Origin of the sequence: Streptomyces sp. NBC_00012, from assembly GCF_045040875.1 — a bacterium.
GTDB lineage: Bacteria > Actinomycetota > Actinomycetes > Streptomycetales > Streptomycetaceae > Streptomyces.
The window spans coordinates 2,661,788-2,677,439 of the sequence record NZ_CP108309.1 but is presented as its reverse complement, the minus strand read 5'-3'; the positions used below and the strand labels follow the sequence as shown (position 1 = coordinate 2,677,439).

Here is a 15,652-nt window from a genome sequence, read left to right as displayed (position 1 = left end):
AGAAACCCAGTGGCCGAGCTGTTCTACGACGACGATGCCGACCTGTCCATCATCCAGGGCCGCAAGGTCGCGGTCATCGGCTACGGCAGCCAGGGCCACGCCCACGCGCTGTCGCTGCGTGACTCGGGTGTCGACGTCCGGGTCGGCCTGCACGAGGGGTCGAAGTCCAGGGCGAAGGCCGAGGAGCAGGGCCTGCGCGTGGTGACGCCGTCCGAGGCCGCGGCCGAGGCCGACGTCATCATGATCCTGGTCCCGGACCCGATCCAGGCCCAGGTCTACGAGGAGTCCGTCAAGGACAACCTCAAGGACGGCGACGCGCTGTTCTTCGGCCATGGTCTGAACATCCGCTTCGACTTCATCAAGCCGCCGGCCAATGTCGACGTCTGCATGGTCGCCCCGAAGGGCCCGGGCCACCTGGTCCGCCGTCAGTACGAGGAGGGCCGCGGCGTTCCGTGCATCGTGGCCGTCGAGCAGGACCCCTCGGGCAACGGCCTGGCGCTGGCCCTGTCGTACGCGAAGGGCATCGGGGGCACCCGCGCCGGTGTGATCAAGACGACGTTCACCGAGGAGACCGAGACCGACCTGTTCGGTGAGCAGGCCGTGCTCTGCGGTGGCACCGCCGCTCTGGTGAAGGCCGGTTTCGAGACGCTGACCGAGGCCGGTTACCAGCCGGAGATCGCTTACTTCGAGTGCCTGCACGAGCTGAAGCTCATCGTGGACCTGATGTACGAGGGCGGCCTGGAGAAGATGCGCTGGTCGATCTCGGAGACCGCCGAGTGGGGCGACTACGTCACCGGCCCGCGGATCATCACCGACGCCACCAAGGCCGAGATGAAGAAGATCCTCGCGGAGATCCAGGACGGCACCTTCGCCAAGAACTGGATGGCCGAGTACCACAACGGTCTGCCCAAGTACAACGAGTACAAGAAGGCCGACAGCGACCACCTCCTGGAGACCACCGGCCGCGAGCTGCGCAAGCTCATGAGCTGGGTCAACGACGAGGACGCGTAACACCGACGCCCCGGGGGCGGGTCCATGGACCCGCCCCCGGGGCGCGTTTCTTCTTCACCGCTGGAAGAAGCGGCGTCGTACGTGTGTACAAGTCGTCCACCCCCGTGTGGGTGATCCTTCCAACGGGGCGCAGTATGCGTCCTGGCGCATGACTACACTTCTCCACACATACACGCGTCAGGCCCACAGTGTCGTGCGTCTTCCACGCGGCAAGCCCCTCCACCGCCTGCGGCCGTCGGGACGGCCGTCCGCACTGGACCTGTGAGGACTCACGTGAGCTCGAAACCTGTCGTACTCATCGCTGAAGAGCTGTCGCCCGCCACGGTTGACGCGCTGGGCCCGGATTTCGACATCCGGCATTGCAACGGCGCGGACCGCGCCGAGCTTCTCCCGGCGATCGCCGATGTCGACGCCATCCTGGTGCGCTCCGCCACCAAGGTCGACGCCGAGGCCATCGCCGCCGCGAAGAAGCTGAGGGTCGTCGCCCGCGCGGGCGTCGGTCTGGACAACGTCGACGTCTCCGCAGCCACCAAGGCCGGCGTGATGGTCGTCAACGCGCCGACCTCCAACATCGTCACCGCCGCCGAGCTGGCCTGCGGTCTGCTGGTCGCCACCGCGCGCAACATCCCGCAGGCCAACACCGCCCTCAAGAACGGCGAGTGGAAGCGCTCCAAGTACACCGGCGTCGAGCTCAGCGAGAAGATTCTCGGTGTCGTCGGCCTCGGCCGCATCGGCGTCCTGGTCGCGCAGCGCATGTCGGCCTTCGGCATGAAGATCGTCGCGTACGACCCCTATGTGCAGCCGGCGCGCGCCGCGCAGATGGGCGTCAAGCTCCTCACGCTCGACGAGCTGCTGGAGGTCGCCGACTTCATCACGGTGCACCTGCCCAAGACCCCCGAGACGCTCGGCCTGATCGGCGACGAGGCGCTGCACAAGGTGAAGCCCTCGGTCCGCATCGTCAACGCCGCCCGTGGCGGCATCGTCGACGAGGCGGCGCTCGCCTCCGCGCTCAAGGAGGGCCGCGTCGCCGGCGCCGGCCTCGACGTGTACGCGAAGGAGCCCTGCACGGACTCCCCGCTGTTCGAGTTCGACCAGGTCGTCTGCACCCCGCACCTCGGCGCCTCCACCGACGAGGCCCAGGAGAAGGCGGGCATCGCGGTCGCCAAGTCCGTGCGCCTGGCCCTCGCCGGTGAGCTCGTGCCGGACGCGGTCAACGTCCAGGGCGGCGTGATCGCCGAGGACGTGCGCCCGGGGCTGCCGCTCGCCGAGAAGCTCGGCCGGATCTTCACCGCGCTCGCGGGCGAGGTCGCGGTCCGCCTCGATGTCGAGGTGTACGGCGAGATCACCCAGCACGACGTCAAGGTGCTCGAACTCTCCGCGCTCAAGGGCGTGTTCGAGGACGTCGTCGACGAGACCGTGTCGTATGTGAACGCCCCGCTCTTCGCGCAGGAGCGCGGTGTCGAGGTCCGCCTCACCACCAGCTCCGAGTCGCCCGACCACCGCAACGTGGTCACCGTGCGCGGCACGCTCTCGGGCGGCGAGGAGGTCTCGGTCTCCGGCACGCTGGCCGGACCCAAGCACCTTCAGAAGATCGTCGCCGTCGGTGAGTACGACGTGGACCTGGCGCTGGCCGACCACATGGTGGTGCTGCGCTACGAGGACCGTCCCGGTGTCGTCGGCACGGTCGGCCGGATCCTCGGTGAGGCCGGTCTGAACATCGCGGGCATGCAGGTCTCGCGGACGGGTGCGGGCGGCGAGGCGCTGGTCGTGCTCACCGTCGACGACGACGTCCCGGCGTCGGTGCTCGCCGAGATCTCCACCGAGATCGGTGCCAATTCGGCCCGCACGGTGAACCTGACCGACTGACGGTTCCGGAGCCCCTCCGCGTACCCGGCATCTAGACGTCCGTCTTACACGAACGTCTGCATGCCGGGTACGCTGCCATCATGGGACATCGTGAGGATCTGCTCGAAGGCGCCAAGCGCTGCCTGCTGGAGAAGGGGTACGCCCGGACGACGGCACGCGACATCGTGGCCGCCTCCGGTACGAACCTCGCCTCCATCGGCTACCACTACGGCTCCAAGGAGGCGCTGCTCAACCTCGCCTTCCTCAAGGTGACGGAGGAGTGGGGCGATGTGCTCACCGAGGAGGAGGAGCGCGAGGAGAGCGACGACGCGTCCCGGCCGCCGCTCGACCAGTTCCGCGACACCTGGCGGCGGGTGATCGACAGCTTCGAGGAGGCCCGGTCCGTCTGGCAGCTCCAGATGGAGGTCGTCTCCCGGATCGACCGGGACCCGGAACTGCGGAAGGCCCTCCTGGGCCCGCAGCGCGAAGGTCGTGACGGGCTCGCCGAGAACATGCTCGGCATCGACCCGGAGAAGGACCCCGAGAAGGCGCGGGTGGCCGGGCTGTTCTGCCAGGCGCTGCTCGTCGGCGTGATGGTCCAGTGGCTGATGGACAGCGAATCCGCCCCGTCCGCACAGGACTTGACGGACGGTCTGAAGGTCGTGCTGGAGGGCCGGGCGGATCCGGACGAGAGCGCCTAGCCTCCGAGCCGCGCGCTCTTCAAGGCCATGTGCAGCAGCAGTCGGTCCTCGCCTTCGTTGAGGTCGAGGCCGGTGAGCTGCTGGATCCGGGAGAGCCGGTAGTAGAGCGTCTGGCGGTGGACGCCGAGTGCGGCGGCCGTCCGGGACGCCTGGCCCGCGCAGTCGAGGAACACCTCGGCGGTGCGGGCCAGATCCTTGTGCGGCGGGGTGAGCAGGGTGCGGACCACCGGGTCCGCGACCGCTTCCGCGGGGAGCGAGGTCAGCAGCCGGTACGGCCCGATCGCCGGCCATTGCGCGACCGGGCCGAAGCGGGACTCGGCCGTCGCCGCGCGGGCGGCGGCCACCGCCTCGTGCCAGGCCGCGGCCAGCTCCGCGAGACCCCGGCGGGGCACCGAGACCCCGGCGGTGGCGCCCCGGCCCGCGGCGGAACGCAGCCGGTCGGCGGCGGCCAGCGCCGGATCGAGGACATCGGTGGAACGCAGCCGGACCAGCGCGGCCAGCGAGGGGAGCCCCCCGGCCCCGGGCACCGAGGACAGCGCCGCCGCCGACGGGACCGTACGGACCGACGGCGGATCGTCCGGCCACGGGAGCACGCACACCACCGTGTGCAGCCCCTTCGCGTCCGGCCCCAGCGCCTCGTCCAGCGCGGCCACCGCCATGTCGCGCTGCCAGCCCCGCCCGGCGGTCAGGACCGCGCCGAACTCCCGGGACGGATCGGTGCCCGCCCGTGACTCCTCGGCGAGCAGCGCCCCGATCCGGGCCGCCACCTCCATCGCGGCCTTGAGCTGTTCGTCGGTCGGTCCGGGGTCCGCGTCGAGCAGCCATACGTAACCGAGCACGGCACCCCGATGGCGTACCGGCAGACAGATCCGGTCCCGGAAGACCCCGGCCTCCGGGGCCGCCGGAATACGGACCGGGCCGGTGGCGCGGGTGATGCCGAAGCCCTCGAACCAGGCTCGGACGGCGGGCGTGGAGCGGCGGGTCAGGATCGACCGGGTGCGGACCGGGTCCATCGCGGTGTCGTCGTCGCTGTCGTGGGCGCCGAAGGCGACCAGGCCGAAATCCCGGTTCTCCAGCGTCGCGGGAGCGCCGAGCAGCCCGGAGATCTCGTCGACCAGCTCCTGGTAATCGCCCTTCACCCGGCCATTCTCGCACCCCTTCAGACATATGTCTGAGAACCGGGGAACGGATGCGTGACAGCTGTCGATGGCACACGATCGGAGAGATCCTTAGATTTCACGGTGGTTCTCCGTGCTGTACCGGTCTGTTCCCCATCTTCCGGTATGGCCTTCGTTCGTACTTTCCGTGGAGGTGCCCCGTGCTGGGTCCCGTGATTCTCGCCGCGTCCCGCAGCGACAAGATGCGCCGTTTCGTCTCGGCCGCACCTGGCACCAAGCAGGTCGTCGACCGGTTCATCGCCGGTGAGACCGTCGACCAGGTCATCCCGATCATCGAAGACGCCACCGGCAAGGGCCTCGAAGTCACCCTCGACGTGGTCGGCGAGGACATCACCACTCCCGAGCAGGCCGCCGCGGCCCGCGACGCCTACCTCGAACTGATCGAGCGCCTCAAGGACCTGGGCCTGGGCACCAAGGCCGAGATGTCCGTCAAGCTCTCCATGTTCGGCCAAGCGCTGGACGGCGGCCACGAGCTGGCGCTCGCCAACGTCCGCCCGGTCGTCGAGGCCGCCGCCGCGATCGGCACCACGGTCACGCTGGACGCAGAGGACCACACCACCCTCGACTCGATGTTCGCCATCCACGAGGAGCTGCGGAAGGACTTCCCGCAGACCGGCTGCGTGATCCAGGCCTACCTGTTCCGCACCGAGGACGACGCCCGCCGCCTGGCCGACGCCGGAAGCCGCGTGCGCATCGTGAAGGGCGCCTACAAGGAGCCCGCCTCCGTCGCGTACCAGGACAAGGCCGAGATCGACAAGGCGTACGTGCGCATCCTGCGAACCCTCATGGAGGGCGAGGGCTACCCGATGATCGGGTCCCATGACCCGCGCCTGATCGCCATCGCCCAGGAGCTGGGCCGCAAGGCCGGGCGCAAACTGGACGAGTACGAGTTCCAGATGCTGTACGGCATCCGCAGCGAGGAGCACCTCCGGCTCGCGGCCGAGGGCCACCGGATGCGCGTCTACACGGCGTACGGCACCGACTGGTACGGCTACTTCATGCGCCGCCTCGCCGAGAAGCCGGCGAACCTGCTGTTCTTCGGCCGCTCCATCCTCACCAAGGGCTGAGCACCCCTCCACCTCTCTCCCAAAGGAGCAACGGACACCATGGACGCTGTCACCCAGGTCCCCGCGCCGGTCAACGAGCCGGTCCACTCCTACGCCCCGGGCTCCCCGGAGCGTGCCCGCCTGGAGGTGAAGCTCAAGGAGCTCGCCGAGAACCCGATCGACCTTCCGATGACCATCGGTGGCGAGCAGCGGATGGGCGGCGGCGAGCGCTTCGACGTCGTGCAGCCGCACAACCACAAGGCCGTCATCGGCACGTTCGCCAATGCCACGCAGAAGGACGCGCAGGACGCGATCGACGCCGCGCTCGCCGCCGCCCCGGCCTGGCGCGCGATGTCCTTCGACGACCGCGCCGCGATCATCCTGCGCGCCGCCGAGCTGCTGTCCGGCCCGTGGCGCGAGACGATGGCCGCCTCCACGATGCTCGGTCAGTCCAAGACCGCGCAGCAGGCCGAGATCGACACCCCCTGCGAGCTCGTCGACTTCTGGCGCTTCAACGTGCACTACGCGCGCCAGATCCTCGCCGAGCAGCCCCCGGCCAACTCGCCGGGCGTGTGGAACCGCATGGACCACCGGCCGCTGGAGGGCTTCGTCTACGCGATCACGCCGTTCAACTTCACGGCCATCGCGGGCAACCTGCCCACCGCCCCCGCCCTCATGGGCAACGTCGTGGTGTGGAAGCCGTCCCCGACGCAGACCCACGCCGCCGTGCTGCTGATGCAGCTCCTGGAAGAGGCCGGGCTGCCCAAGGGCGTCATCAACCTGGTGACCGGTGACGGCATCGCCGTCTCCGAGGTGGCCCTGAACCACCGCGACCTGGCCGGTATCCACTTCACCGGCTCGACCCCCACCTTCCAGCACCTGTGGAAGACGGTCGGCAGCAACATCGCCAACTACCGCACCTACCCGCGGCTCGTCGGCGAGACCGGTGGCAAGGACTTCGTCGTCGCCCACCCGTCGGCCGACCACGCCGTCCTGAAGACCGCGCTGACCCGTGGCTCCTTCGAGTTCCAGGGCCAGAAGTGCTCGGCCTCCTCCCGGGCGTACGTCCCGGCCTCCATCTGGAACTCCGGTTTCAAGGAGAAGTTCGCCGCCGAGGTCGACTCCATCACCATGGGTGACGTCACCGACCTGTCGAACTTCATCGGCGCCGTCATCGACGACCGCTCGTTCGCCAAGAACAAGGCCGCGATCGACCGGGCGAAGGCCGACCCGTCCTGCACGATCGTCGCGGGCGGCACGTACGACGACTCGGTGGGCTACTTCGTCCGCCCGACCGTCATCGAGTGCACCGACCCCTCGAACGAGGTCTTCACGACCGAGTACTTCGGCCCGATCCTCGCCGTGCACGTCTACGAGGACGACAAGTACGACGAGATGCTGGAGCAGATGGAGTCGGTCTCCGACTACGCGCTGACCGGTTCCGTCATCTCGAACGACCGCGCCGCGGCCGCGTACACGATGGAGAAGCTGCGGTACGCCGCGGGCAACTTCTACATCAACGACAAGTCGACCGGCGCCGTCGTCGGCCAGCAGCCCTTCGGCGGCGGCCGTGCCTCGGGCACGAACGACAAGGCGGGCGCCCCGCAGAACCTGCAGCGCTGGACCCTGACCCGGGCCATCAAGGAGACGCTGGTCCCGCCGACCGAGTACACCTACCCCCACCAGGGCTGATCCCCCGGGGCGCCCCACCCCTGGCGCCCCGCCACGAATTCCGCCTCCCGCCCGGTTCCCCTGCCGGCCGGGAGGCGGTTTCCATTCCAGGGCCGCCCCTCAGTACAGGAATCGCTTCACCACCGCGTCGCCCCCGCCCGCCGTGCGTTCGTAGAAGTCCACCAACCGCCGGAAGTGGGCGGCGAACACGGCGCGGACCTCGGGCTCCGGCCAGCCCCAGTGCGCGGCGACGCCACCGGAGGCCGCGTCCCACAGCCCGTCGAACGGATGGGTGCGGAGGAACTCCACCGTCTCCCGCACCTGCGCCGCGGTCAGCGTGAGCGACGGCGCCTCGATACCGGCCGGGTCCTCGTGGATGTCCCCGCCGAATACGGGGAGCTCCCCGCTGCCGTGGCCGGGCGGGGCGGTGAGGCACAGCTCGTGCACGTCGGAGAAGTCCTTGGAGATGTGCAGATCCGTCTCCAGGCGGTCGAGTTCGTCGTCCGTGTCGGCGAAGACCGCCCACACCGCCGCGAAGTCCTGCGGCAGCAGGGCGGCCGGAACGGCCCGTGCCTGCATGCTGAAGCTCATCCTTGTCCCTTCCCGCCGGGCCGCCGTCCGACAGGCCCCCTGCTCCCGAACAGTAGGGGCACCCACTGACAGTCCCCGTCCCTACGGTGGCCAGGTCAGCCCCAGCCGTTCACGATCAGTGACAGTCCCGCCGCGAACCCGCCGCCCAGCAGGACCAGGTAGCGGCCGTACTGGCGGCGGTGGCGGCGCATCAGCAGCCCGAAGGCGGCGAAGCCGAGCCCCACGGTGAGCGTCCGGGAGCCCCGTGCCGTCGCCGAAGCGGTGAGCCAGTCGAGCGCGGGCACACCGGCGCGGCCCGCCCCGGCCCCGTACACCTTGAACGGAATGCCGTTCCAGGGCTGATGCCGCACCGCCGACGCCCCCTCCAGCGCGAGTTCGGCCCGGACCTCCGCCCGCATCCGGTCCGTGGTCAGCGGGGCGGGCAGGTGCACACCGGCCGAGGCCAGCTGAAGGGCGAGCAGGCCCCCGGCCAGGCTGCCGGCGAGCGCGCCCAGCGACATCCGCAGTGCCTGCCGCGGCACCGCCACACAGACCGCGCCCAGCAGCAGTTCCGGCATCAGCGGCCAGCTCAGCGCCTCCGCCAGCGCCCACACGAACGCCAGCGGGACACCCCGGCGCGAGGTGACGACCGACGCCACCCGGCGCCGCGTCGCCGAGTCCCGCAGCGGCTCGGCGACCGTACGCGCGTGCAGCGCGACCACCGCGTCGCGGGCCTCCCGCGGACCGGTCGTCGACGGCAGCGGGTCACCGATCGTCACCCGCACCAGCGCCGAGCGCAGCCGGCCGTGCTTGGGCAGCAGCCGGTCCGTGCCCGCGATCCCCACCGGCACCACCGGGACCCCGGCCCGCTCGGCCAGCACGAGCGCGCCGCGATGGAAGGAACCCAGCTCACCGTCCTTGCCACGGGTCCCCTCCGGGAACAGGACGACCGCCCGGCCGGAGCGGAGCTCGTCCGCCATGGACAGCAGGTCGTCCATGCCGCCGCCACTGCGCCGCACCGGGAACCCGGCCGCGAGCCGGCGGCAGATGCGGCGCCGCCACGGCGAGGCGAACCAGTAGTCGGCGGCCGCACCGATCGCCGGGGTGTGCCGGGCGTCGAGCGCGGCGAGGAGCGCCGCCGTGTCCGCGTGCGAGGAGTGGTTGGCGACGACCACGCAGCCGCCGCGCGGCAGCCGGCCGCGCCGCTCCACCCCGCCGGTGAGGCTGAGTACGCCCCACCACAGGCCGCGCCGGAGCGCGGCGGCGAACCGGGAGCGTGCGGGCAGCGTGACCCGGCCGGGTACGTGCGCGAGGGTGCGGGTCATGTCGTCACCATCGCCAGGAGAAGGGCCACCAGCAGGGAGTCGATCCGGTCCAGGAGGCCGCCGAAGCCGGGCAGCCAGTTGCCCGCGTCCTTCACGCCCGACTCGCGCTTGACCATCGATTCGAGCAGGTCACCCAGGACACAGCCGCCGATCACCGAGGCCCACAGCGGGAACGCGAACTCGCCGAGCACGAGCAGCAGCAGGGCCGTCGCCACCGCCGCGCCGAGCACCCCCGCCCAGGTCTTGTTGGGGGAGAGCGGCGACAGCGGCCGGGCGAGCGGACCCCGGCGCCCCAGCGCCGTACCGCCGCACCAGGCGCCGACATCGCCGAGCGCCACCGCGAGCCCCACCGCGACCGCCGTGTCCCCGAGCGTCACCAGACCGGTCAGCGCGACCGGGATCCACAGCAGCCCGAAGGCGGTGCGCGCGGTGCGGGTGAAGCCGGCCCGGTCGTCCCCGCCGAGTACGGACGGAAGCGCCGCCGCGACCAGCAGCAGCGCCGCCGCCCGGATGTCGAGGAACCGCGGCGCCAGCCAGGCCAGCGCGGGGAGTGCCACCGCGGCCGCCACGAGCACCGTGAGGTCGCCCCGGCGCAGCCCCGCCATCCGGGCGAACTCGCCCGCCGCGACCACCCCGAGCCCGGCGGCCAGCGCGAACGTCCCGCCGCCGCCCAGGAAGTACGCCCCCAGGAAGACCGGCGCCACCAGCGCCCAGGTGCGCCAGCGCCTTCGCAGCTCGGCCCGCATCCGGACCTTCGACGGCAGTACGGCGACGGCGACACCGCCCGCCCCCAGCACCCCCGCGACCAGTGGCACGGCCCGCGCCGCGGCCTCCTCGGCGATCAGTACGGCGCTCATGCCAGCTCCCGCCACAGGCCCGCCAGCCGGAACGCCGCGGTGAGCAGCGAACCGGCGGCGATCACGATCAGGACGGGTACGGCCCAGCCGCTCGCCGCCGCTACCACGACCAGCAGGCAGCGTTCGGTCTTGCCGACCGGGCCGCCGTTGCGCCGGGGCGCGCCCGCCGCCGCACCGGCCAGCGACACCCAGGACGGCAGGGTCGCCGCGAGCCCGGCCACCGCCACCAGCCACAGCGGGGCGAGCGCCAGGAAGCCGGCCAGCACGACCAGATCCGCCGCCCGGTCACCGAGCTCGTTGAGCACCGCGCCGCGCCGGGTCGTCCGGCCGGTGTCGCGGGCCAGCGCGCCGTCCAGGTTGGCGAAGGCGAGCCGGGCCGCGAGCAGCAGGGCGACCGGCAGGGCGGCGAGCGGGGCGGGCAGCCAGGCCAGCGCGACGGCGGCACCGGCCGCCGAGACCACGCCGGCCGCGGTGAGGGTGTCGGGCGACACCTCACGGCGGACCAGCGAGGCGCGGGCGCCGGAGAGCCGGTCCGCGTACCAGGGCTTGAGAGCGTAGAGGCCGTTCATGTGTCCAACTGTCGTGCGACGCACAGTCCTTCGACACGTGGCAGGTACTCAAATGCCCACTGAGTATCCGGTGGCCGAGAGGCTGGGGGAAGGAGGGCAGCACCTACGTATGCGGCGCGGCCGGCCGCGGGCTGCCCACCGGCTCCGGGACGCTGTTCCTCGACCGGCGGGACGGGGACGTGATGTGGGCGACACCCGCCCGGAGCGGGGGAATGTCCGCCCGGCGCACCCACCCTGAGCAGGCACGATCGCCAGAATTCGGGGCTCGGACCAAGGATCCGGGGACGGCCGGTCGTAAACCCCCGTCTCAGATAGTAGGAAGTCCGAGTAATTGTGGAGACAGACCGGCCGGGCTGCCTTAGCTTTGTAGGAGCCGAACGTCTCGCTAGATCCAGCGACTGGCGGTCGTGAGTGCGCGCCCTTGTGCAGGCAACCCCTGCGGCGCCCGCTCCCCGCCCTTTCCGGCGCCTCGAAATCCCGATCTCGAAATCATCTTCACGATGTTCGATCTCGAAATCCTCGCGATCTCAAGGAGTCGATCCATCATGGTCCAGACGACTGTCCGCCGTGTCCGCCGTGCCCACCGCCCGACCGAGTCGGAGCGCCGGAATGCCGCCGCCGCCCTCCAGCGGGCTCTCGACCGAAGGGACAACGGCGGCTCCACAGGCCACTGAGACCGGCTGAACGGGCCGGTCACCGGACCGGCCCGACGGGCGGTCAGCCCCGGCTGATCTCGAAGTGGTCGATGCGCTCGCCCGTCTCGGCGAGTGCGCTGACCTTCATCCGGGCGTGCCGGCCGGGCTGCACCTCCACCGCCAGGAACGAGAAGCCGGTGTACCGCACCCGGGACCACTCCACGGTCTCCGCCGCCTTCCCGCCGCCCTTGACCACGTGGTACCTGTCCACGCTCTCCCGGTCCGCGACGTGCCCTCGTAACTGTCCGGTGCCGGGAAGTCGTACAGCGCCTTGCCCGCGCCGCCCGCGGTGACGTACACGATGCCGTCCCGCGTCGGGTCGGTGCGCTCGCCGATCGGCACCCTGCGCCGGACGGTGTTGTTCAGGATCGCGTCGGTGCGCTCGTAGACGTGGTTGTGGCCGTTGATGACCAGATCCACCTGGTGCTTCTCGAAGAGCGGCACCCATGCGTCGCGCACCCCGCCGTCGGAGGCGTGCGCGTTGGTCGTCGAGAAGGCGCAGTGGTGGAAGCAGACCACCACGAAGTCGATGTCGTGACGGGCCCGCAGCTCGCCGAGGCGCCGGTCCAGCCAGCGGGTCCGCTTGCCGTCGCTGATCCCGAAGTTGGCCGGGATCTCGTACGAGACGTCGTTGGCGTCGAGGGCGACGACAGCCGCATTGCCGTGCACGAAAGAGTAGGCGCCGGGCTGGTTCACCGGGTCGGGGCCGTTGCCGGGCAGCGTCCAGCGGGCGTTCTGGCCGCCGTAGCCGTCCGGCGAGTACCCGGCCTCCATGTCGTGGTTGCCGGTGGTCACCATCCACGGCACGGTCTTGGCCACGGTCTCCGTCTGCGCCAGGAACTGGTCCCAGGTGCGGGCGTCGTAGGTGTCGGTGCTCTGCCCGGAGCCGGACGGGTCGGCGGAGCAGATGTCGCCCGCGTGCAGGTGCAACGCCGGGTTCTGGCCCAGGATCAGCTGGCCGTTGCCGAGCGCGTGGTAGCTGACGCCCTGGTCGCCGAAGGCGGTGAAGGTGAACGCCCCGGCGCGCGCGGGCGCGGTGGTGAAGGTGCCGAGCGTGCCCAGGTTGCGGGTGTCGGCGGGGTCGAAGCCGTCGTGGCCGACGCCGTAGTAGTACGTCGTGCCGGGCTGCAGCCGCTCCAGGCTCGCGTGCACGTAGAACTGCTCGGCGGCCGCGATCCTGCCGCCGTTCAGCTCCGGGGTGGTCAGGTGGCGGACCTCGGCGTCGATCCGGCGGCTCAGCGCCCACGGCTTGTGGCCGATCCGGATGTCGGCCGCTTCACGGCGAACGGGACCTGCCAGGAGACCGCCAGCTGCGTCCTCGGGTCGGCGCCGTACGCCAGGTGCCGGCCGAACGGCGCCACCAGCGATCCGTCCACCCGGGTGGAGCTGTGGCGCGAGGTGAGCACGGTGGGGGCGGCGTACGCGGGCGAGGCGGCGAGAGAGGTGCCGAGCCGGCACCGGCGACCGCCGCGGTCGCCGCGCTCGTACGCAGTACGCCGCGCCGGGTCAGCCGGGTGCGCAGATGGTCGTGCTGCTCGGCCATGCTCATGCGGCCGGCGAGCTTCTCGGGGATTCCGAATCGGGGGATGTCCATGGACCAGAACAGCCACCCGTCGCCCGACGCCGTACCGTCGGGTAGGTGAACGGTACACATACAGCTCCCCATGCGTCCGTATGGTGGACGTGATGTGTCATGGGGTGGGACGCGCAGTAGGGTGCGGACATGTCTCGCAGCATCAATCTCGCAGTGATCCCCGGTGACGGAATCGGCCAGGAGGTCGTGGCCCAGGGCCTCAAGGTCCTAGGCGCTGTTCTCCCGCAGGATGTGAAGCTGGAGACCAAGGAGTACGACCTTGGCGCCCAGCGGTGGCACCGCACCGGAGAAACCCTCCCGGACGCGGAGCTCGAAGCCCTCAAGGGCCATGACGCCATCCTGCTCGGCGCGATCGGTGACCCCTCCGTGCCGTCGGGCGTCCTGGAGCGCGGGCTCCTGCTGAAGCTGCGGTTCGCCTTCGACCACTTCATCAACCTGCGGCCCTCGAAGCTGTTCCCGAACACCGCGACCCCGCTGGCCGGCCGCCCGGACATCGACTTCGTCGTCGTCCGCGAGGGCACCGAGGGCCCGTACACCGGCAACGGCGGCTCGCTGCGCACCGGTACGCCGGCCGAGGTCGCCACCGAGGTCAGCGTCAACACCGCGTACGGCGTCGAGCGCGTCGTCCGGGACGCGTTCGAGCGGGCGAACGCCCGCCCGCGCAAGAAGCTGACGCTGGTGCACAAGAACAACGTCCTCGTGTACGCGGGCCACATGTGGAAGAACATCTTCGACCGGGTCGCGACCGAGTACCCCGAGGTCACCACCGACTATCTGCACGTCGACGCCGCGACGATCTTCTTCGTCACCCAGCCGGAGCGCTTCGACGTCATCGTCACCGACAACCTCTTCGGTGACATCCTCACCGACCTCGCCGCTGCCGTGACCGGCGGCATCGGCCTGGCCGCGTCCGGCAACATCAACCCGACGGGCACCTTCCCGTCGATGTTCGAGCCGGTCCACGGCTCCGCCCCCGACATCGCGGGCCAGGGCAAGGCCGACCCGACGGCCACGGTCCTCTCCGTCGCCCTCCTGCTGCGCCACCTCGGCTACGAGGCCGAGGCCGTGCGCATCGAGGACGCCGTCTCCGCGGACCTCGCGGAGCGCGACGGCGCGGCCGCCCGTACGACCGACGAGATCGGCGACGCGCTCGCGGTACGCGTAGCGAACTGACCCGACGACTCCGTTTCGAAGCCGCCGGGCAACCACCGCACCCGGCGGCTTCACCTTGTGCGGCCCCGGGTGCCACCATCGACCACTGGACCGCAATCGTGCCGTTTCGTGCACGGCCACCCGGGAGCGATAATCGAACGGGGCCGTGGCTCGCAACAAAACTCGGACGTCCTAGCACCTGTCTGGCAGGAGCGGCGTGAGCGCGGTCCAACACACACAACGGTGAAGGACACGCACTCATGACGACGCCCACGATCGAGCTCAAGCCCTCCTCGACCCCACTGTCCGACGCGGAGCGCGAGGCGAGCATGGTCAATCCCGGATTCGGCCGCCGCTTCACCGACCACATGGTGACGATCCGGTGGACCGAGGGCCGCGGCTGGCACGACGCCCAGCTCGTGCCGTACGCGCCGCTGTCGATCGACCCCGCCAACATGACCCTGCACTACGGGCAGGAGATCTTCGAGGGCCTCAAGGCCTACCGCCAGCCCGACGGCTCGGTCGCCACCTTCCGTCCCGAGGCCAACGCCAAGCGCTTCCAGGCGTCCGCCCGCCGGCTGGCCATGCCGGAGCTGCCCGTCGAGACGTTCATCGCGGCCTGTGACGCGCTGGTCAAGCAGGACGAGGCCTGGGTTCCGGCGCACGGCGGCGAGGAGTCCCTCTACCTCCGCCCGTTCATGATCGCGACCGAGATCGGCCTCGGCGTGCGGCCCGCCAACGAGTACCTGTTCCTGGTGATCGCCTCGCCGGCCGGCGCGTACTTCCCCGGCGGTGTGAAGCCGGTCTCGATCTGGCTCTCCGAGAACCGGGTCCGCGCCGTCCCCGGCGGCATGGGCGACGCCAAGACCGGCGGCAACTACGCCGCGTCCCTCCTCGCCCAGGCCGAGGCCGCCGAGAAGGGCTGCGACCAGGTCGCCTACCTCGACGCGGTCGAGCACAAGTGGGTCGAGGAGCTCGGCGGCATGAACCTGTACTTCGTGTACGGGAACAAGATCGTCACCCCGGCCCTGACCGGCTCGCTGCTCGCCGGTGTCACCCGTGACTCGCTGCTCAAGGTCGCCCGCGACCTCGGCTACGAGTCGGAGGAGGGCCGCGTCTCCATCGACCAGTGGCGCGACGACACCGCGAACGGCACCCTCACCGAGGTCTTCGCCTGCGGCACGGCCGCCGTCATCACTCCCGTCGGCACCGTCAAGTCCGAGGGCGGCGAGTGGATCCAGGGCGACGGCACGCCCGGCGAGGTCACGATGAAGCTGCGTGAGCGCCTGCTCGACATCCAGCGCGGTGTCGTCGAGGACACCCACGGCTGGATGCACCCCCTCGGCTAGGGCCTCTCGTTTGGATCATGCCGGGCTCGCGTGCCCCGGTGCCGCACCTCGCCGCGTTGACGTCGGTCGCCGACGCTCCGCGTCGACTC

13 protein-coding genes and 1 pseudogene are annotated in these 15,652 nt (G+C 70.9%); 8 read left to right on the top strand and 6 right to left on the bottom strand.

The genetic code is table 11. The features are described 5' to 3' along the window. The first annotated feature begins 9 nt into the window (after positions 1–9). From ilvC to OHA19_RS12230, 3 genes are all read left to right on the top strand, one after another. On the top strand, positions 10–1,011 hold the full coding sequence (ilvC, locus tag OHA19_RS12240) for a ketol-acid reductoisomerase (RefSeq protein ID WP_405716769.1): 1,002 nt from the start codon (positions 10–12) through the stop codon (positions 1,009–1,011). A 273-nt stretch (positions 1,012–1,284) separates the two neighbouring features. After that, positions 1,285–2,877, top strand: a complete 1,593-nt coding sequence (gene serA / locus OHA19_RS12235) for a phosphoglycerate dehydrogenase (RefSeq protein ID WP_405716770.1) — start codon at positions 1,285–1,287, stop codon at positions 2,875–2,877. Positions 2,878–2,957: 80 nt separating this feature from the next. Then, positions 2,958–3,557 carry a TetR/AcrR family transcriptional regulator gene (locus tag OHA19_RS12230; RefSeq protein WP_405716771.1) on the top strand — a complete coding sequence of 200 codons (600 nt, stop codon included), beginning with the start codon at positions 2,958–2,960 and terminating at the stop codon, positions 3,555–3,557. On the opposite strand, the gene OHA19_RS12225 is transcribed toward OHA19_RS12230, so the two are convergent. Then, on the bottom strand, positions 3,554–4,696 hold the full coding sequence (locus tag OHA19_RS12225) for a PucR family transcriptional regulator (protein WP_405716772.1): 1,143 nt from the start codon (positions 4,694–4,696) through the stop codon (positions 3,554–3,556). The two genes, OHA19_RS12230 and OHA19_RS12225, sit on opposite strands and share 4 nt — an antisense overlap. Before the next feature lie 179 nt (positions 4,697–4,875). Between OHA19_RS12225 and OHA19_RS12220 the strand changes: the two genes are divergently transcribed. Together OHA19_RS12220 and pruA are read left to right on the top strand one after the other, a co-directional pair. Continuing rightward, positions 4,876–5,802, top strand: a complete 927-nt coding sequence (locus OHA19_RS12220) for a proline dehydrogenase family protein (protein WP_405716773.1) — start codon at positions 4,876–4,878, stop codon at positions 5,800–5,802. A gap of 39 nt (positions 5,803–5,841) precedes the next feature. After that, the gene (gene pruA, locus OHA19_RS12215; RefSeq protein ID WP_405716774.1) at positions 5,842–7,473 is read left to right on the top strand and encodes an L-glutamate gamma-semialdehyde dehydrogenase; all 1,632 of its coding nucleotides are present in this window, start codon (positions 5,842–5,844) and stop codon (positions 7,471–7,473) included. 99 nt (positions 7,474–7,572) lie between these two features. On the opposite strand, the gene OHA19_RS12210 is transcribed toward pruA, so the two are convergent. From OHA19_RS12210 to OHA19_RS12195, 4 genes are all read right to left on the bottom strand, one after another. Continuing rightward, positions 7,573–8,043, bottom strand: coding sequence for a DUF1877 family protein (locus OHA19_RS12210; protein WP_405716775.1), 471 nt, complete (start codon positions 8,041–8,043; stop codon positions 7,573–7,575). Between the two features lie 95 nt (positions 8,044–8,138). Further along, on the bottom strand, positions 8,139–9,347 hold the full coding sequence (locus OHA19_RS12205) for a lysophospholipid acyltransferase family protein (protein WP_405716776.1): 1,209 nt from the start codon (positions 9,345–9,347) through the stop codon (positions 8,139–8,141). Beyond that, positions 9,344–10,204, bottom strand: a complete 861-nt coding sequence (locus OHA19_RS12200; protein ID WP_405716777.1) for a phosphatidate cytidylyltransferase — start codon at positions 10,202–10,204, stop codon at positions 9,344–9,346. Before OHA19_RS12200 ends, OHA19_RS12205 begins: the two co-directional genes overlap by 4 nt. Next, a complete protein-coding gene (locus OHA19_RS12195; RefSeq protein WP_405716778.1) occupies positions 10,201–10,773 on the bottom strand; it encodes a CDP-alcohol phosphatidyltransferase family protein in 573 nt (190 codons plus the stop codon). Before OHA19_RS12195 ends, OHA19_RS12200 begins: the two co-directional genes overlap by 4 nt. A gap of 545 nt (positions 10,774–11,318) precedes the next feature. On the opposite strand from OHA19_RS12195, the gene OHA19_RS12190 reads away from it, so the two are divergent. After that, positions 11,319–11,447 carry a hypothetical protein gene (locus tag OHA19_RS12190; RefSeq protein WP_256260187.1) on the top strand — a complete coding sequence of 43 codons (129 nt, stop codon included), beginning with the start codon at positions 11,319–11,321 and terminating at the stop codon, positions 11,445–11,447. A gap of 43 nt (positions 11,448–11,490) precedes the next feature. On the opposite strand, the pseudogene OHA19_RS12185 reads toward OHA19_RS12190, so the two are convergent. After that, positions 11,491–13,062 (bottom strand): annotated as a pseudogene (locus OHA19_RS12185) (purple acid phosphatase family protein). 129 nt (positions 13,063–13,191) lie between these two features. On the opposite strand from OHA19_RS12185, the gene OHA19_RS12180 reads away from it, so the two are divergent. Both OHA19_RS12180 and OHA19_RS12175 read left to right on the top strand, forming a co-directional pair. Further along, complete coding sequence (locus OHA19_RS12180) at positions 13,192–14,235, top strand: 3-isopropylmalate dehydrogenase (RefSeq protein WP_405716779.1); 1,044 nt, start codon at positions 13,192–13,194, stop codon at positions 14,233–14,235. A 239-nt stretch (positions 14,236–14,474) separates the two neighbouring features. After that, entirely contained in the window at positions 14,475–15,563 is a 1,089-nt protein-coding gene (locus OHA19_RS12175) for a branched-chain amino acid aminotransferase (protein ID WP_405716780.1), read from the top strand. The last annotated feature ends 89 nt before the right edge of the window (positions 15,564–15,652 follow it).

Coding starts and splice junctions, on each gene's coding strand:
- OHA19_RS12230 (WP_405716771.1), top strand. CDS start 2,958: ATGGGACATCGTGAGGATCTGCTCGAAGGCGCCAAGCGCTGCCTGCTG.
- pruA (WP_405716774.1), top strand. CDS start 5,842: ATGGACGCTGTCACCCAGGTCCCCGCGCCGGTCAACGAGCCGGTCCAC.
- OHA19_RS12210 (WP_405716775.1), bottom strand. CDS start 8,043: ATGAGCTTCAGCATGCAGGCACGGGCCGTTCCGGCCGCCCTGCTGCCG.
- OHA19_RS12205 (WP_405716776.1), bottom strand. CDS start 9,347: ATGACCCGCACCCTCGCGCACGTACCCGGCCGGGTCACGCTGCCCGCA.
- OHA19_RS12200 (WP_405716777.1), bottom strand. CDS start 10,204: ATGAGCGCCGTACTGATCGCCGAGGAGGCCGCGGCGCGGGCCGTGCCA.
- OHA19_RS12195 (WP_405716778.1), bottom strand. CDS start 10,773: ATGAACGGCCTCTACGCTCTCAAGCCCTGGTACGCGGACCGGCTCTCC.
- OHA19_RS12190 (WP_256260187.1), top strand. CDS start 11,319: ATGGTCCAGACGACTGTCCGCCGTGTCCGCCGTGCCCACCGCCCGACC.
- OHA19_RS12180 (WP_405716779.1), top strand. CDS start 13,192: ATGTCTCGCAGCATCAATCTCGCAGTGATCCCCGGTGACGGAATCGGC.
- OHA19_RS12175 (WP_405716780.1), top strand. CDS start 14,475: ATGACGACGCCCACGATCGAGCTCAAGCCCTCCTCGACCCCACTGTCC.